This is a genomic window from Bradyrhizobium sp. AUGA SZCCT0222 (assembly GCF_018130205.1).
GTDB lineage: Bacteria > Pseudomonadota > Alphaproteobacteria > Rhizobiales > Xanthobacteraceae > Bradyrhizobium.
In genome coordinates this window covers 41,710-56,888 of record NZ_JAFCLX010000022.1, presented here as the reverse complement: position 1 = coordinate 56,888, position 15,179 = coordinate 41,710, and the positions used below count along the sequence as shown (strand labels likewise).

The window sequence follows — 15,179 nt, the reverse complement described above, 5'->3', positions numbered from 1 at the left end:
CACCACGGCAAACCTCCCCTTTTTCTGCCTTCCTTTTATAGTAATATATCACATATCACTTGGAAGGCGTCAACGGTAGTATGTCACACGTTACATTTACTCATCCGGGGGTTTCGGCTAGTAAAAGCCATGGATCTTCGACAAATCGGTGCATCGAGCCTGGTTTCCGGACCCAGCCTGCGGGAGCAAGCGAGGCAGGTGATCCGCGGGCTGATCATCACGGGACAGATGCAGCCCGATCAGCTCTATTCCGTCCCGCGTCTTGCGATCGATCTCGGCGTCTCGGCGACACCCGTACGCGAAGCTCTGCTCGATCTCGCGCGCGAAGGCCTGCTCGAACCCGTACGAAATCGCGGCTTCCGCGTGGTCTCGCTGTCGCCCGGCGAACTCAACGATATCTTCGCGATCCGCCTGCTGCTGGAAGTGCCTGTTGTCGCCGAGATCGCGCGGGCTCGCCTCACGCCCGCGCAGACCGAGCAACTGCGCCATCTTGCCGAAGCCACGAAACGCGCCGCCGATGATGGCAATCTCATTGAGTTCCTGGAGACCGATCGCCAATTCCACATTGGGCTCATCGCCACACTCGGCAACAAGCCCCTCGCCGACCTGGTCGAGACGCTACGTGATCGCGTTCGGCTTCACGGCTTCAAGAATGGTTCGACCCGGGAGCATATCGCGCAGTCGGCCAGCGAGCATTTCCAACTGCTCGACGCGCTGTCGAAACAGGATGAGGCCGGCGCCGTTGCGGTGATGCGCCGCCACCTCGAACGTTCGCGGCATGTCTGGGGCGAAGGCGATCGCGAGCCGCACAGCTGAAGGTCAGACCTGAATCGAGGTCAGCTTCTTCAGGCACCGCAGCGCGAACGACGATCGGCTGTGGCGGATACCCGGAATGCGATAGAGCTTTTCACGCAGGAAGCGTTCGTAGCCGGCCGTACTCTCGACGGCGACCTTGACCAGATAGTCGTAATCTCCTGTGGTGAGATAGGCCTCGATCACTTCGGGCAAACCAGCGAGCAATTCTCCGAACCGCTCCAGCACCTCCTCATCGTGACGGTCGAGCGTGATTTCGATGATCACTGTTTCCGGCAGACCGAGCTTCTCCTGGTTGAGGAGCGCAACATAGCCGTCGATGTAACCCTGCTTCTCCAGTCGCTTGAGTCTGTTCCAGCACGGCGTCGTGGATAGCCCGACCTTGTTGGCCAGCTCCGCCGTCGTGAGCCGTGCATCGGCCTGCATCGCCCGCAGGATGCGCCGGTCAGTCTCGTCAAGTCGCAGAGAGTCCTTCCGCTGCGTCGCCTTCATAACCGAGAACTCAATTCTGGGTATTCGTTAATTTCAGAGGATAATTATATCGCTAACTTGCCAAATTGCCATACGAAAGGAAGCCTCTTCTCGGGAAACACGGATACAACTTCTCCAAATTTGAATGGGGACACCGTGTTCATTCTGGAGCTGCACGCAAGCGATCTACATGCCGCGCTCGGTCGCCTTCTCGACCAGGTGCGCGTCGCCGACCTTCGGCTGGCAGCCGTCGATGCCCGCGAGGAAGCCGGCGAATACAAAATACAGGCTTCCATCGACGTCCGTGACCGCCAGGCCGTCGAAAGGCTCGCCCGCCGCGTCGGCGCGATCATCGGCGTTGCCGCGATCGAGGTGAGAGGCGGACGTCAGCACGCGATACTAGCGGCCGCCCCATGATCTCACCCGATCGGGCGCGCAATGGTCGTCGCAACAGCTTCCGACAGGTCCGTTAACTGCCCCTCGCGAGGCGGCTATTCCCAGGACCAGGCGGAGAAGTCGTTCTCGAATTGCGGGACTTCCTTCCACACGCCTTTCAGCTTCTTGCTCGCAATGGTGATCCATTGCGGCTGGAACAGGAAGCCGGCAACCGCGTCGGTCGCCAGCATGCGCTGCGCGTCGCCAAGCAATTTGGCGCGCTCGGCCTCGGCCGGTGTCGCCTTGATCTGCTGGTAGAGCGCGTTGAAAGCCTCGTTGTTGTAGCCAAGATAATAGTCAGGCTCGGTTATCTTCACGAGATCGAACGGCTCGACATGCGAGACGATGGTGAGATCGAAATTGTGCGGGCCGTTGCCGGCAAACACCTGTGACAGCCACTGCGCCCATTCGACGTTCTCGATCTTGGCTGTTATGCCCACTTTGGCGAGCTGGGCCGCGAGGATTTCCCCGCCGTTGCGCGCATACGATGGTGGCGGCAGCTTGAGGCTGAGCTCCAGTGGCGTCTTGACGCCCGCTTCTGCCAGCAGCTTCTTGGCCTTTTCCGGGTCGTATGGATTAATGCCTGTCGTGTCGACATAGCCGAGCGATCCTGGCGTATAAAAGCTGCCGATCGGCGTGCCAAAGCCATCGACGGCGCCGTCGATCATCGCCTTGCGATCGATGGCCGCGAGAATGGCGCGGCGGACGCGTACATCGTCGAGCGGCTTCTTCCGTTCGTTGATGCCGACGATGGTCTTGGCCCTGGAGCCGCCAATCAGGACATTGAAGCGCGGATCGCTCTTGAACTGCGCCACGCTGCGCGCCACCGCGCCGCGCGGAAACACGTCGATGTCGCCCGACAGCAACGCCGCTACCTGCGCGGCGGGATCGCCGATGAAGCGGATGGTCACCTTGGAAAGCTTGATCGCGGCGGCGTTGCGATAATCCGGCCATTTGTTCAGGGTGATCGACGAGCCCTTGGCCCAGGCGCCGAGCGTATAGGGTCCGGTGCCGACCGGCTGCGTCGCATTGGTCGGCGCGCTCTTGGGCTCGACGATCGAGCCGCCGGCCTGACCGATCAGGAACGGCAGGTTCGGTTCGGAATATTTGAGCACGACCACGACCGTCTCCGCGTCGGGCGCGGTGACCGACTCAAACGCCTGGTACAGGCTCTTGTCCTTGTTGGTGCTGGTCGGCGCCGCGTTGCGATCATAGGAGAACTTTACCGCAGCGGAATCGAACGGCTCGCCGTTGTGAAATTTGACGCCCTTGCGGAGCTTGAACGTATAGGTCTTCAGGTCTTCCGACGCCTTCCAACTCTCGGCGAGCAAGGGCGATACCGAACCGTCCTCGTTGATCTTGGTCAGCGTCTCGTAGAGGTTATAGAGCGTGACCTCGGCAATGGCGGCAGCGGCTGCGTTGGTGGGATCGAGCCCCGGCGGCTCCAGCGTCATGCCCATGACGACGCTGTCCTTCTTGCCCTGCGCCAGGCTCGGCAGCGGCGCGGCGGCGAACGCGGCCACAACTGCAAAAATGGCTAACTTCCTCAACATCGCTTGCTCCCCTGACATATCGCGCGACCAGACTAAGCCAGTCCCGCATAAAAGGCTAACTCTCCTCCGACGCTACCGGAGGCAATGCCATGACCGTCTCGGCGCGGTGGCAGGCGGCTGATTGCGCCGGACCCACCTTGCGCAGCTTTGGCGCGACCTCGCGACAGTGCTGGTCTGCCAGCGAACAGCGTGACGCGTAGGGACATCCCCTTGCACCCACCGAATGCGAAGCGATCACTTGCGCACCGCGACGCCGGCGCACGCCGCCGGCCCGGGCGCGCGGCACCGCCTCAAGCAACGCCCGCGTATAGGGATGGGCGCAATGCGCGAACAGATCCTCAGGGCTCCCCTGCTCGACGATCCGACCGAGATACATCACCGCGATTTCGTCGCAGAGATAATCCACCACCGCCAGATCGTGGCTGATCAGGACATAGCTCAACCCGAACTGATCCTGCAGGTCTTGCAGGAGATTGAGCACCTGCGCCTGCACGGAGACGTCGAGGGCGCTGACCGGCTCGTCGGCGACGATCAGTTTTGGCTGGGTGATCAGCGCGCGAGCGATCGCGATGCGCTGGCGCTGGCCGCCGGAGAATTCGTGCGGGAACTTGTCCATGTCGGCCTCGCGCAGCCCAACCTGCCGCAGCACGTCGGCAACGCGCTGACGCAGCGTGGCGCGATCCATGCGTCCGAGCGCGGTCAAGGGCTCCGCGACGATGCGCGCAATGGTCTGTCGCGGGTCCAGCGAGCCGTACGGATCCTGAAACACCATCTGAAAATCACGCCGGGCGCGGCGTAACTCGTCAGCAGGCAGCCGGTTCAGGTCGCGGCCCATGAGCGACACCGAACCCGACGACGGCCGCTCCAGTGCCATCACCAGCCTTGCGAAGGTCGACTTGCCTGATCCGGACTCGCCGACCACACCGAGGCTTCGGCCCGCCGTCACCTTTGCCGTGACGCCGTTGAGCGCATGCACCTGTCCGGCCGGCTTGAACATGCTTTCGCGCGGCAAGGTGTAGCGCTGCGCCAGATCCTTCACATCGAGCAGCGGCAGTTCGGCGGACGATGACACCTGGTCCAGCATGGTCATGCGCCCAAAACTCCGACCGCTTCGGCCATCGAAACATCCGTCCTGAGACAACGCACGCCGTGGCCGGCGCCGACGTCCACCGCGGCCGGCGGCGCCACGCGGCAACGATCCTCGACGATTGCGCAGCGGTCGGCGAAAGTGCAACCGGAGGGCAGATCGGCAAGCTCGGGCACGGTGCCGGCGATGGTCTTCAGCCTGGTGCCCTTGCGCGCACCAAGGCGCGGGCGCGCGCGAAACAGACCTTGCGTATAGGGATGTCCCATGCGCGTGAACACCGCATCCGTCGCGCCGCTTTCGACGACGGTGCCGCCATACATCACCATCATGCGCTGCACATTCTCGGCGATGACGCCGAGATCGTGCGAGATCAGAATCATCGACATGCCGCGCTCGGCAACGATGTCCGCGATCAGGTCGAGGATCTGTCCCTGGATGGTGACGTCGAGGGCCGTAGTCGGTTCATCGGCGACCAGCACGTCGGGCTGGCAGGCCAGCGCCATGGCAATGGTAACGCGCTGCCGCTGCCCTCCGGAGAACTGGTGCGGATAGGCATCGACGCGCTTCGCCGCATCGGGAAGCCCGACACGATCGAGCAAGGCGATGGCCTGCTTGCGCGCCTCTCCCGCCGAACAATTGGTGTGGCGCCGCAATGGCTCGGCCACCTGGCGGCCGATCGTGTGCATCGGATTGAGCGCGGTCATCGGCTCCTGGAAAATCATGCTGATGCGATTGCCGCGCAGCTTGCAGTAATTCGCATCCGGCAGGCCCACCAATTCGCTCCCGTCGAGGCGGATGCTGCCGCTGATGACGGCGCTGTCGGGCAAGAGGCCCATCAGCGCCAGCGCGGTGACGGATTTGCCGCATCCGGATTCGCCGACGAGACCCAGGGTCTCGCCCCGCCTCAGCGAGAAACTGACGCCGCGAACGGCCTGTGCGGGGCCGCGGCTGGTGTTGAGCCGCACGCCGAGGTCGCTGACTTCGATCAAAGGCGCGTTGTCGGACCCGGTCATGTTCAACGCTCCCGCGCCAGCCGGGGATCGAGCAGATCGCGCAATCCATCTCCGAACAGATTGAGGCCAAGCACAGCGATGGCGATCGCAGCGCCCGGATAGACCGCCAGCATCGGCGACTGGAACAGCAGCGTCTGCGCATCGTTCAGCATGCGGCCCCAGGACGGTTGCGGCGGCTGCGTGCCGAGTCCGAGATAGGACAACGCCGCTTCGGCCAGGATTGCGAGTGCGAACTGGATCGTCGACTGCACGATCAGGATCGGCAGGACATTGGGCAGCACGTGCTCGATCGTGATGCGGAAGCCGCCTTTGCCGCAGGCGCGCGCGGCCAGCACGAATTCCCGTGCCCAGATTGCATTGGCCGATCCACGGGTCAACCGGACGAGAGTCGGAATCTGGAAGATGCCGATGGCGACGATCGAGGTCACCATGCCCGGGCCGAAGACCGCCGCCAGCATGATGGCCGAGAGCACCGCGGGAAACGCGAAGGTGAAGTCGCTCATCCGCATGATGATCTCTTCGGTCCAGCCCTTGCGCGCGGCGGCGATCAGTCCAAGGCACACCCCGAAAGTGAGACCGATCCCGACGGCGATGATGCCGACCATGATGGTGGAACGGGCGCCTACCAGCAGCAGCGAGACGATATCGCGGCCGAGCACGTCGGTGCCGAGCCAATGCGCGGCCGACGGTGGTCGCAGCTTGGAGGCCACGTCGATTTCATAGGCGGACCACGGCGTCCAAACCAGCGACAGCAAAGCGGCACAGAGCACCATCAGGCTCAGCGTGCCGCCCGTGACAAAGCTGCGGTGGCGCAGCGCGCGGCGCCAGAAGCCGCTCGCAAGCCGCGGACGCGCGGTGGCGGCCACAACCTCGACTGAGGCGCTCAGCGGGGTGCTCATAGGCTGTGTACCTTGATGCGCGGATCGATGAAGGCATAGAGCACATCGACCACGAAGTTGACGATGACGACCACAGCCGCCAGCAGCATCACGCAGTTGCGCACCACGATCAGGTCGCGATTGGCGATCGACTGGAAGATCAGCCGGCCGAGACCCGGCAGATAGAACACGTTCTCGATCACGATCGTCCCCGCCAGCAAGTTTGCGAACTGAAGGCCCATGATCGTCATCACCGGGATCATCGCATTGCGCAGCACGTGCTGCCACAGGACGTCGCGCTTGCTCAAACCCTTGGCGCGTGCGGTGCGCACGAAATCCTCACGCAGCACCTCCAGCACCGCCGAACGCGTGACCCGCGCAAGGATCGCCGCCTGCACCACCGATAGCGAGATCGCAGGCAGCAGCAGCGACTTGATCCCGGCAATGATGCTTTCGTCCCAGCCGGCAAATCCGCCGGCCGAAAGCCATTGCAGCTTCACCGAGAACAGCAGGATCAGCAGGATGGCGAACCAGAAATTGGGAAGCGCGATGCCGAACTGCGTCAGCGACATCACGCCCACATCGCCGAGCTTGTTGTGATTTGCCGCCGTATAGATTCCGGCAGAAAGGGCCAGCACGACCGTCATGGACATGGACATGACTGCCAACGGAATCGTCAGCGTGAGGCGCTCCGCAATCAGGCCGGCGACAGGGGTGCCATAGGCATAGCTGTTGCCTAGATCGCCGGTCAGCATCCCCTTGATCCAATGGACGTAGCGATAGTACAGCGGCTGATCCAGCCCGAGCTTGACCGTCAGCGCCCGGACGGCGTCAGGCGAGGCATCCGCGCCCATCAGCATCTGTGCGGCGTTGCCGGGCAAGGCATCCAGAACGAGAAAGATGATGAGCGACGCGCCGACCAGCGTCGCGATCAGCGTCAGAAAGCGGCGGAAAAGGAAGACGCTCAAGTCTCGATTCCCTTGTTGGCGGCCAGTCCCTTGTCAGCGATCAGGTGTGATGGCGGCCGCATGTTCGCTTAGCCGTCCAGGCCCGGCCACCGGCCGAGCAGATTTTGCGAGCCCTCAAACAACGCGCTGACACGCAGCAGTTCGATGTCTCCACGGAATTGGCCGACGAGTTGAATGCCGATCGGCAGGCCGTCCGCGTCAAAGCCACAGGGCAGACTGACCGCCGGATGGCCGGTCATGTTGAACGGCATCGTCCAGGGAAACCAGCTTGGCCGGACGTCGCTCAACACCCGCCCGTCGATTTCTATCGTGCCGAACAGGTCCTGATCGATCGGAAGCGCGGTGCGGGTGATGGTTGGCATCGCGAGAATATCGGCCCTCTGCAACAAACTCTGAATCCGCCGGAACAGAGCCGTACGGTCAAACATCGCCTGCTGATAGTCAACACCGCTTACCTTCGTGGCCAGCGCCAGTTGCTTCATGAAGGTCTCGCTCAGCACATCGCCATGATCGGCCGCGAGCTTCTCGAATCGTGCGCGCCAGGCGGTGTGATTGATGGCCCGCCAGATCGGCTCCACCTCAAATCCGTCGGCGGACATCTCCTCGACCTCGGCCCCAAGGGCTTCCAGTCTGGCAAGCGCCGCCTTGAATGCGGCTGCGACATCGGCCGCAACCGGCCGGCCTGAAGGCGCAAGGCAGAATGCAACCTTGCGCCCGCGCAAATCGCCGTTTGGAGCCGATCCCTCCACAAAATTCCATTGCGGGAATCCCATCGACCACGGATCGGAAGCATCCTCTCCCGACATTGCCTGCATCATCAAGGCGGTGTCCGCGACGGTGCGCGTCATCGGGGTAACATAGGTCTGGTTGCCGAACGCGTCCTGCACCTGGCTGTGGGGAATAACGCCGTTGCTTTGCTTCAGCCCGACAACGCCGTTGCAGGCCGCCGGAATCCGCGTCGAGCCGCCGCCATCCGTCGCGATCGCCAGAGGCGCGATGCCGCCGGCGACGGCAACCGCCGCTCCCCCACTTGAGCCACCGCTCGAGCGCGCGCCGCTCCAGGCATTGCGCGTGCGGCCGAACAACGGCGAATCCGTGAGGCACTTGGTGCCGAACTCCGGCGTCGTGGTCTTGCCCATGAGAATGGCACCCTCTGCCCGCATTCGCGCCACGGCGACCGCATCATGATCAGGAACGTTGTCCTTGTAGGGGACCGCTCCGAAAGTCGTTCGCACCCCCCTGGTATTAACCAGATCTTTCACGGTGAACGGAATGCCGTGAAGAAGACCCAGCGGCTCCCCGGCCATGACCGCATGCTCCGCCTTGCTTGCCTCGGCCATCGCCTCATCGCCGCAGAGCGTGATGAAGCAGTTCAACTCGGGCTGCATTCGCTCGGCGCGCGCAAGCACGGCACGCATGATCTCAACCGGAGAGGCGTCCTTGCGGGCAATCCGCGCGCGGAGTTCGGTGGCGGGCAGCAGGCACAGTTCGTCGCTCATCACGCTAAAGCCCCAGGATCGATTTGACGCAAAGATGACATTCGCATTGACTTCAGGTCCAATACCATCGCACAACCGAGCCATACGATTTCGGTATGGCACGTGATTTCGGTATGCCAATAATGGACCTCCGCCGTCTCCGCTACTTCGTTGCCGTTGCAGAAGAACGCAGCGTGGGTCGGGCGGCCGTCCGCCTTCGTATGGCGCAGCCGCCATTGTCGGTTCAGATTCGCAAACTGGAATCGGAAGTAGGAGCTTCGCTGTTTCGTCGGGACACCCGGGGAATGGAGCTGACGGCGTCCGGTCGCGCCTTGCTGTCGCGCGCGCGCGAAGCGCTGGCCTTGACGGCTGAAGGTTTCGAGGCAGCCCGCGCGGTGGCGGCGGGACGCCGGGGAAGATTGTCAGTCGGATACATGTTCGCGCTCGCCCACGCCGTGTTGCCCAAGCTGGTTCCGGAACTCCGAAGGTCACTTCCGAAGGTCGACCTCGAGTTCATAGAACTGAGCGCATCGACGCGGGAGGCGCGATTGCTGGACCACAGCGTGACTGTCGCACTGTGCATGCCAGCAATTCGCCACAGCGAGATTGACGCCTCCACGATCGGAACGCAGCGATTGATGCTGGCCATGCCGGCCGGTTCGCCGCTGGCGCGCTCCGCCGCAGTGCCGGTAAAAAGACTGCAAGGGCGTCCGCTTATCAGCTTGCCCTGGCCCACCGAAGATCCCGCGACCTCCGTTGTGACGTCGCTGCTGAGGCGGCATCAGGTCGGTATGCCGGTTGCGAACCGGGTCGAAACGGTCCACTCGGCTCTCAGCATGGTCCTCGCCGGAGAAGGCCTGGCGATCCTTCCAGCCTGCGCCGAACTCGGATGTCCAACGGGCGTCGTGTTCAGGCCTTTCCTGGATGCCGACGACGCCATCGATGTCGCGGTTTGCTGGCGCCGGGATTCTCTCAATCCGTTAGTCCGGAATTTCCTGAAGTGCGCCGAAAAGGTGATCCGTCAGGCTTGAGCCGATTGATACTATCGCGCGTTCGCGCTCTTGCCAGCCGGCTTGGCGACGAGGACTCTTATCGGAAGACTCTCCGGGACAATAAGGCCGCGCTCTATAATTTCGAACAGGCTTAGCCTATGCCTGGACAGCGACGTCACTGCCAGATACCCGAAGCGCCTGCTATGGCGCCGCGCCCAAGGCGATCCAAACCGCAACAGCGATGCACCAGACAATAGCCGTGTATGGCAGAGCAATACGCATTTTTCCTCCGCTCGAAAACGCACGAAACCAAGACGGGTGAACAATATTTGAATAACGTTCGTTCGTGTCGCCCTGATTGAGGCTTTCGATAGCCGCGCGGCGGACGGCACAGCCCGCGCTGATCATGAGCTGCACGAATCGCACCTAGACTGTCGCCAGACGACGCGCCAAGTCTACCACCCAATGGGGGTACCCCTTAAAAACCGCTTCTGCGCCAAGGAAGTGTTCCGGTCGCGCCGCATCCAGCCGAATATCGTCATGTGTTAGCAGCACTGAGTCGATTGCAGCCTGGACTGTCCAATGAAGTCCAATCTACCGATGGGCGTTCGCGTTCGAATGAGCGCTCTTGGTGCGTCACGCTGCGCGCGCCTTGCCAACAAGACGGGCACGATTGTTGGAGGGAGCGTCTACGTTAACAGCGTCAGCGTCTTGTTCGATGGCAATAAATCGCCGACCACAATTCATCGCGAATACGTTGAAGTCGTGCCGCCAGCCCTGGACACAGGACGAGACAGCCTGGCAAAGCGGCACTGAAAGCGAGAATTTCGCCTCGCCCGATTGCGATAGAGCGCGCCACCGATACCGATGAGGCTATCGTCTAATGCGAAAATGGCCAGCCGTGCGGACGACGCGTTCAATTCGGCATCGACGTCGCCGATGACTTGGTACTTTTAGGGTTAGCTTTATTGATCAAGACAGGCACGGGTTTCCCCTCGACCTGTCCCCACCTTCCGCTCAATCGGAAGAGATGGGCTGCGCCGGCTTGTCCTCAGGGGTACCCGCGCGATCGCTCTGCGAAATTGCGAGCGCTGCAAGCACCGTCCGGTTACTGATTTCGAGCTTCTGAAAAATGTGATGAAGATGCACCTTGATGGTGCCGTCGGTAATACTCAGCCGTCGACCAATTTCCTTGTTCGACAATCCTTCGGACACCAGGCGCATGATCTGGCGCTCACGGTCCGTCAACGTTGTCAGCGCATTCTCAGCGACTGCGCTTGGCTCCCGAGCCATCGTTTGCTCTGGCGAAAGCAGCGGCAACAGCCGCTGACCTGTCGCAACCTCGCGCAAGGCCTGCATCAGAGCTTCGGACTCCGTATCCTTCGAAATGACGCTGTAGCCGTCGGCCGCAGCTGCCATCACCAGTTCGCAGTCCTCATCAGATGCGGTGAAAAACACCAGTCGCGTAGAAAGATTCTCGGAATTGATGATGGAGAGAATTTCCGACTCGGTCACGCCGGGAATTGAAACGCCAAGAATTGCGATGTCCGGCCCGAACTTCCGCAGCGCCTCGACGCAACTCGCACCATCACTGCAACTCGCAACAATGTTGAAGTCGCCGTCGGCGCCAAGCAGGCGGCTCAACCCCTGCAGAACGATTGGATGCCGGTCTGCGATCACTACGCTGGTACAACGCATCGAGCGGTTCCTCAGCCTGTCCCCCCAATAACTTAAACCCCACTCGCCCCCGCTTGTTTCATTGCTAACCTAAACGAGTTCGAGACAAATTTCCAACAATGCACCGCATCTGATGCCGCAACGCAAAACGAGGTTAACCCGCGTCCTCTCAGCCTGTCTGCGTCTCAAAAGACGTACCCCTTCCGTAGAAGTACGGATTGGTTTCGAGTGACGTGTTACTTCGCTTTCGCCTTTCATCATTTGAAGTCTCGCACCAGTGCATCCGCACTTGGCGACACCGTCAGCAGCTAAAAAAACCTCACAACGCTTGATTAGCGTCGCGCTATCAACTCGCTCAGAGAATGCGGAGGAAGGGGGCGTTAGCCATTATGAACGACATCCAGCTGCCCAAGCGGGCACTATAACCAAAGGTATATAGGGATACGGAGAATTCGAATCTAACATTCGTAAAGACTTTACTAACGCGGATCCCTCGAAACCTGCCAAGCCGATATTCTGCGAACGTAGGAAAACAAGCATCACAGATTCGGGGCATTTCAAATCCGCCAACAAAAATCCTCTGAACGAAGGAGCAAGGCGACCAGAGAAGACGACCGACTGAAGAACAAGCCAATCATTTACATTTAGTTCAAACAATTGCGTTTGGCGGGAGAGTAAAATGCGGAGGCAAAAATCTTTTACAACGGTTCTCGTTGGCAGAAGCATCTTAGTTAGGGAAGGAATTGCCAGAATTCTACGCGCAGCAAATTGTCGCACATCCGCCTCGGTATCGTGCGCTGATGATTTGCCGCCCGGCAAACTCCAACCACACCAATTGCTATTTCTCATTGTCCACACCGGTGACGATTTCAGCGTCGCCCTCGAACAGATCGAAATCTTGCGACAGAGGTATCCGGGCGGCCGCTTTGCAATCGTGGCCGATCACTATCGGCTGGATGAACTGGTTTCGGCATTTCGGGCCGGCGCCAACGGCTTTTTCGTCGACGTAATGAGGTGTGATGTATTCATCAAATCCGTCGAATTGGTGATGATGGGTGAAACATTTTTCCCGCCGGCATTCCTGTCATTGTTTCTCGACTCCAAAGGCAACCACCCGCCTGAGGCGGCGCCGAGCGACGAAAGCGGCGAGGCAATCCTCGTTGCAACCGAGGACACGATCGCGCCGCAGCTTTCCCCTCGGGAGAAGTCTATTCTGCGCGGCCTGATCGAAGGCGAGTCCAACAAATCGATAGCGCGAAAAATCGACATCGCCGAGGCGACCGTGAAGGTCCACGTCAAGGCAATCCTGCGCAAGATCCGGGTCCAGAACCGGACACAAGCGGCGATTTGGGGGATGAACAATCGCGCAAGCAGCTTTCAGCCCTCAATCGCAAATGTGAGCGAGCGACATCCGACCCCCATCGCAGCAATCTCCGAAATCAAGCAAATCGGGGGGCCGGCGCCTGTGGAAGTGCTTAACCACGAGACAAATCATGCCGAGGTAGCGCGCTACGACGGCCTGATCCGCAAGGACATCAACCACCCAAGGTCTCTTGGCGCAGCGCGGTTAGGTAAATAACCGGCGATCGCGGCGGGATTTGAAAGTCAGTGCCGCCGCGATTCGCATGCGTTGCATGCGCAAGAACAAAACGTGCCGCCACGACGTCTTCGCGTTGCGCGATGTCCGCGTGCCGACATCGAGCCAGAATGGCACGCGAAGGTCGCAGCGAAATCGAGCGGGCGCTGACGGGCAGGCGGCCGAAGCTGGTGGCCGATCTCGATCTGCACGGAATCCTGCACTGTCACACGGACACATCGGCACCGAGACGCTGGAGAAGGCGATCCGGCTTGAGACCGTGCGCGACCACCTGGAGCCGTCGATGCCGACCTAGGTCGGGTAGCGCCCCTCTTCTTGGCCAGGCGAAGGACGGCGACGCCGGTCGGATCCTTCACAAGCGACGACCGGAAATGCCGCCCTTTGCACGCGCTTGACCTCGACCACCCGTCGCTGCGTTCAGACCGCCACGGTGCGCCCGCCTCTTCTTGAGATGAGGCCTTCGAAGCCGGGCTTGGCCGGCCCCGAGAAGCGGACGGCATCCGCCGCTACCCGAAGACCGTACCGATGAACGCGGCCGCCTGGCTGGGGCTCAGGGTCGCGTGCACCGCCTGGCGATGGTGAGCTGGTATGTGATCGCGTGCGCCTGCTTCTCGGTGATCTCGGCCGTGGCCGGATCGTCCATGATGCGCCGGGACCATGCTGGCTGGAGCTGGGATCGTTCCATCAGACGATCCCTGAAGTTATCGCAACGGCACAATCGGCATTGGTGTGCGGTTCAGCGTCACAGGCGCGTGATTGCGCTGGTCCTAGTGCGTGAGGGCGCCTCGTCGCCGCTTGGGTCGGTCCGGCGGATTTTCGAATTTGAACTGCGTGACCTGTCGCCAAAGCTGCACCTCGTGGCCGTTCCCTAACTGCTGGGCGCGCTCTTTCGCTGCGTCGTCGTCGGTACAGTCAAAGTTGACCACGCCCACCAACCGGCCGTGTTCGTCCGAAACGTAGACACGATAATGCGGCATCGTTTGTCCCTACCGTCACCGTTTTATCTGCAAGTTACGCTGCGAGGCATGGAGATTTCGGGTCTTAACGGGCTACCTCTGATGGGCCGCAACTCGTCCTCAAGCCCGCTCATGCGGTCGGGCCATTCCGTGCTTGCTCACCCCCTGGAGCGGACGCGCGGGCGGTGACGGTCGGCATGCCTGGACCGCTCCTGGACCTTAAGCTCGATATCACGATAGCCGTTGGGGTTCTGCAATTGCCAACGCCAATGGTCCGCGCACATTTGCTCCAACGATCGCGCCGATTTCCAACCCAACTCCTCCTTCGCAAACGTGGGGTCGGCATAACAGATGGCGACATCCCCTGCCCGGCGCGCCCCGATTTCATAGCGAATCGACCTGCCACTCACCGCCTCAAATGTTCGAATGACTTCCAGAACGCTGCTGCCGCTGCCCGTTCCAAGGTTGATCGTGAGCACCCCGGGCCGTTTCAGGTGGCGCAAGACACTGAGGTGACCGGATGCAAGATCGACGACATGGATGAAGTCGCGGATACCGGTGCCATCCGGAGTGTCATAGTCGTTTCCCCAAACGAGGAGCTTTTCTCGTTTTCCAATCGCCACTTGCGCCACAAACGGCAACAGGTTGCTCGGAACGCCCAGCGGGTCTTCTCCGATGAGTCCGCTTTCGTGCGCGCCAACCGGATTGAAGTAGCGCAGGATACCGATCCGCCACTCGTCGTCGGAGTTGTAAAGATCCCTCAGCATCTCCTCGATAAAGAACTTCGTGCGGCCGTAAGGATTTGTCGGTCCGAGCGGATGCTTCTCGTCGAGCGGCAGATAGCCGGGTACGCCGTAAACAGTTGCGGACGAACTGAAGACGAGCGACTTCACGTTTGCCCGCTTCATGGCCGACACGAGCCGCATCGTTCCCAGGACGTTGTTGTCGTAATACGTCATGGGCCGAACGTTGGAATCGCCCACGGCTTTCAGCCCCGCAAGGTGAACAACCGCAGTCACCCCGCAGGAACGAAGTACTTCGTAGATGGCCTCTTCATTCCGGATGTCGGCGTGCCGGAAGACGAGCGACCGCCCACAGATGGATTGCACCCGTTGGAGAGAGGCCTTGTTGCTGTTGGAGAGATTATCGACCACGACGACGTCGAGCCCGGCGTCCATCAAGGCGATACAAACATGAGACCCTATGTAGCCAGCGCCGCCTGTCAACAAGATCATTTCGGCCACTTTCCGTATTCAACCGG

At 61.1% G+C, this 15,179-nt stretch carries 16 protein-coding genes; 5 read left to right on the top strand and 11 right to left on the bottom strand.

All coding sequences use genetic code 11. The annotated features are described in order from the left end of the window. Window positions 1-129: 129 nt before the first annotated feature. Window positions 130-816 (top strand): GntR family transcriptional regulator, encoded by a 687-nt coding sequence (locus JQ629_RS20135; RefSeq protein WP_212414144.1) that lies wholly within the window; start codon window positions 130-132, stop codon window positions 814-816. 3 nt (window positions 817-819) lie between these two features. On the opposite strand, the gene JQ629_RS20130 is transcribed toward JQ629_RS20135, so the two are convergent. From JQ629_RS20130 to JQ629_RS20095, 8 genes are all read right to left on the bottom strand, one after another. Further along, window positions 820-1,305, bottom strand: coding sequence for an Lrp/AsnC family transcriptional regulator (locus tag JQ629_RS20130; protein WP_212414143.1), 486 nt, complete (start codon window positions 1,303-1,305; stop codon window positions 820-822). 165 nt (window positions 1,306-1,470) lie between these two features. Further along, complete coding sequence (locus JQ629_RS20125; RefSeq protein WP_212414142.1) at window positions 1,471-1,677, bottom strand: hypothetical protein; 207 nt, start codon at window positions 1,675-1,677, stop codon at window positions 1,471-1,473. Between the two features lie 98 nt (window positions 1,678-1,775). Then, on the bottom strand, window positions 1,776-3,272 hold the full coding sequence (locus JQ629_RS20120) for an ABC transporter substrate-binding protein (RefSeq protein WP_212414141.1): 1,497 nt from the start codon (window positions 3,270-3,272) through the stop codon (window positions 1,776-1,778). Window positions 3,273-3,327: 55 nt separating this feature from the next. Further along, a complete protein-coding gene (locus JQ629_RS20115; RefSeq protein WP_249135165.1) occupies window positions 3,328-4,362 on the bottom strand; it encodes an ABC transporter ATP-binding protein in 1,035 nt (344 codons plus the stop codon). Continuing rightward, a complete protein-coding gene (locus JQ629_RS20110; protein ID WP_212414140.1) occupies window positions 4,359-5,372 on the bottom strand; it encodes an ABC transporter ATP-binding protein in 1,014 nt (337 codons plus the stop codon). Before JQ629_RS20110 ends, JQ629_RS20115 begins: the two co-directional genes overlap by 4 nt. A gap of 2 nt (window positions 5,373-5,374) precedes the next feature. Next, on the bottom strand, window positions 5,375-6,271 hold the full coding sequence (locus JQ629_RS20105; RefSeq protein ID WP_212414139.1) for an ABC transporter permease: 897 nt from the start codon (window positions 6,269-6,271) through the stop codon (window positions 5,375-5,377). Then, window positions 6,268-7,218 carry an ABC transporter permease gene (locus JQ629_RS20100; protein WP_212414138.1) on the bottom strand — a complete coding sequence of 317 codons (951 nt, stop codon included), beginning with the start codon at window positions 7,216-7,218 and terminating at the stop codon, window positions 6,268-6,270. The genes JQ629_RS20105 and JQ629_RS20100 overlap by 4 nt, the downstream gene beginning before the upstream one ends. A gap of 68 nt (window positions 7,219-7,286) precedes the next feature. Continuing rightward, entirely contained in the window at window positions 7,287-8,717 is a 1,431-nt protein-coding gene (locus JQ629_RS20095; RefSeq protein WP_212414192.1) for an amidase, read from the bottom strand. 122 nt (window positions 8,718-8,839) lie between these two features. On the opposite strand from JQ629_RS20095, the gene JQ629_RS20090 reads away from it, so the two are divergent. Then, the gene (locus JQ629_RS20090) at window positions 8,840-9,727 is read left to right on the top strand and encodes a LysR family transcriptional regulator (protein ID WP_212414137.1); all 888 of its coding nucleotides are present in this window, start codon (window positions 8,840-8,842) and stop codon (window positions 9,725-9,727) included. A 162-nt stretch (window positions 9,728-9,889) separates the two neighbouring features. Here JQ629_RS20090 and JQ629_RS20085 read toward each other — a convergent pair whose 3' ends face one another. Further along, window positions 9,890-10,105, bottom strand: coding sequence for a hypothetical protein (locus JQ629_RS20085; protein ID WP_212414136.1), 216 nt, complete (start codon window positions 10,103-10,105; stop codon window positions 9,890-9,892). A gap of 165 nt (window positions 10,106-10,270) precedes the next feature. Here JQ629_RS20085 and JQ629_RS20080 point away from each other — a divergent pair, with 165 nt between their 5' ends. Continuing rightward, on the top strand, window positions 10,271-10,504 hold the full coding sequence (locus JQ629_RS20080; protein WP_212414135.1) for a hypothetical protein: 234 nt from the start codon (window positions 10,271-10,273) through the stop codon (window positions 10,502-10,504). A 201-nt stretch (window positions 10,505-10,705) separates the two neighbouring features. Here the strand turns inward: JQ629_RS20080 and JQ629_RS20075 are convergent, their stop codons facing one another. Beyond that, complete coding sequence (locus JQ629_RS20075) at window positions 10,706-11,386, bottom strand: LuxR C-terminal-related transcriptional regulator (RefSeq protein WP_212414134.1); 681 nt, start codon at window positions 11,384-11,386, stop codon at window positions 10,706-10,708. Window positions 11,387-12,044: 658 nt separating this feature from the next. On the opposite strand from JQ629_RS20075, the gene JQ629_RS20070 reads away from it, so the two are divergent. Both JQ629_RS20070 and JQ629_RS20065 read left to right on the top strand, forming a co-directional pair. Further along, complete coding sequence (locus JQ629_RS20070) at window positions 12,045-12,944, top strand: LuxR C-terminal-related transcriptional regulator (RefSeq protein WP_212414133.1); 900 nt, start codon at window positions 12,045-12,047, stop codon at window positions 12,942-12,944. 55 nt (window positions 12,945-12,999) lie between these two features. Further along, window positions 13,000-13,257 (top strand): hypothetical protein, encoded by a 258-nt coding sequence (locus JQ629_RS20065; RefSeq protein WP_212414132.1) that lies wholly within the window; start codon window positions 13,000-13,002, stop codon window positions 13,255-13,257. Between the two features lie 819 nt (window positions 13,258-14,076). Here the strand turns inward: JQ629_RS20065 and galE are convergent. After that, window positions 14,077-15,153 (bottom strand): UDP-glucose 4-epimerase GalE, encoded by a 1,077-nt coding sequence (gene galE, locus JQ629_RS20060; RefSeq protein WP_212414191.1) that lies wholly within the window; start codon window positions 15,151-15,153, stop codon window positions 14,077-14,079. Between the last annotated feature and the right edge of the window lie 26 nt (window positions 15,154-15,179).

Coding starts and splice junctions, on each gene's coding strand:
- JQ629_RS20105 (WP_212414139.1), bottom strand. CDS start 6,271: ATGAGCACCCCGCTGAGCGCCTCAGTCGAGGTTGTGGCCGCCACCGCG.
- JQ629_RS20080 (WP_212414135.1), top strand. CDS start 10,271: ATGAAGTCCAATCTACCGATGGGCGTTCGCGTTCGAATGAGCGCTCTT.
- JQ629_RS20065 (WP_212414132.1), top strand. CDS start 13,000: ATGCGCAAGAACAAAACGTGCCGCCACGACGTCTTCGCGTTGCGCGAT.
- JQ629_RS20135 (WP_212414144.1), top strand. CDS start 130: ATGGATCTTCGACAAATCGGTGCATCGAGCCTGGTTTCCGGACCCAGC.
- JQ629_RS20070 (WP_212414133.1), top strand. CDS start 12,045: ATGCGGAGGCAAAAATCTTTTACAACGGTTCTCGTTGGCAGAAGCATC.
- JQ629_RS20075 (WP_212414134.1), bottom strand. CDS start 11,386: ATGCGTTGTACCAGCGTAGTGATCGCAGACCGGCATCCAATCGTTCTG.
- JQ629_RS20110 (WP_212414140.1), bottom strand. CDS start 5,372: ATGACCGGGTCCGACAACGCGCCTTTGATCGAAGTCAGCGACCTCGGC.
- JQ629_RS20090 (WP_212414137.1), top strand. CDS start 8,840: ATGGACCTCCGCCGTCTCCGCTACTTCGTTGCCGTTGCAGAAGAACGC.
- JQ629_RS20120 (WP_212414141.1), bottom strand. CDS start 3,272: ATGTTGAGGAAGTTAGCCATTTTTGCAGTTGTGGCCGCGTTCGCCGCC.
- JQ629_RS20095 (WP_212414192.1), bottom strand. CDS start 8,717: ATGAGCGACGAACTGTGCCTGCTGCCCGCCACCGAACTCCGCGCGCGG.
- JQ629_RS20115 (WP_249135165.1), bottom strand. CDS start 4,362: ATGACCATGCTGGACCAGGTGTCATCGTCCGCCGAACTGCCGCTGCTC.
- galE (WP_212414191.1), bottom strand. CDS start 15,153: ATGATCTTGTTGACAGGCGGCGCTGGCTACATAGGGTCTCATGTTTGT.
- JQ629_RS20130 (WP_212414143.1), bottom strand. CDS start 1,305: ATGAAGGCGACGCAGCGGAAGGACTCTCTGCGACTTGACGAGACTGAC.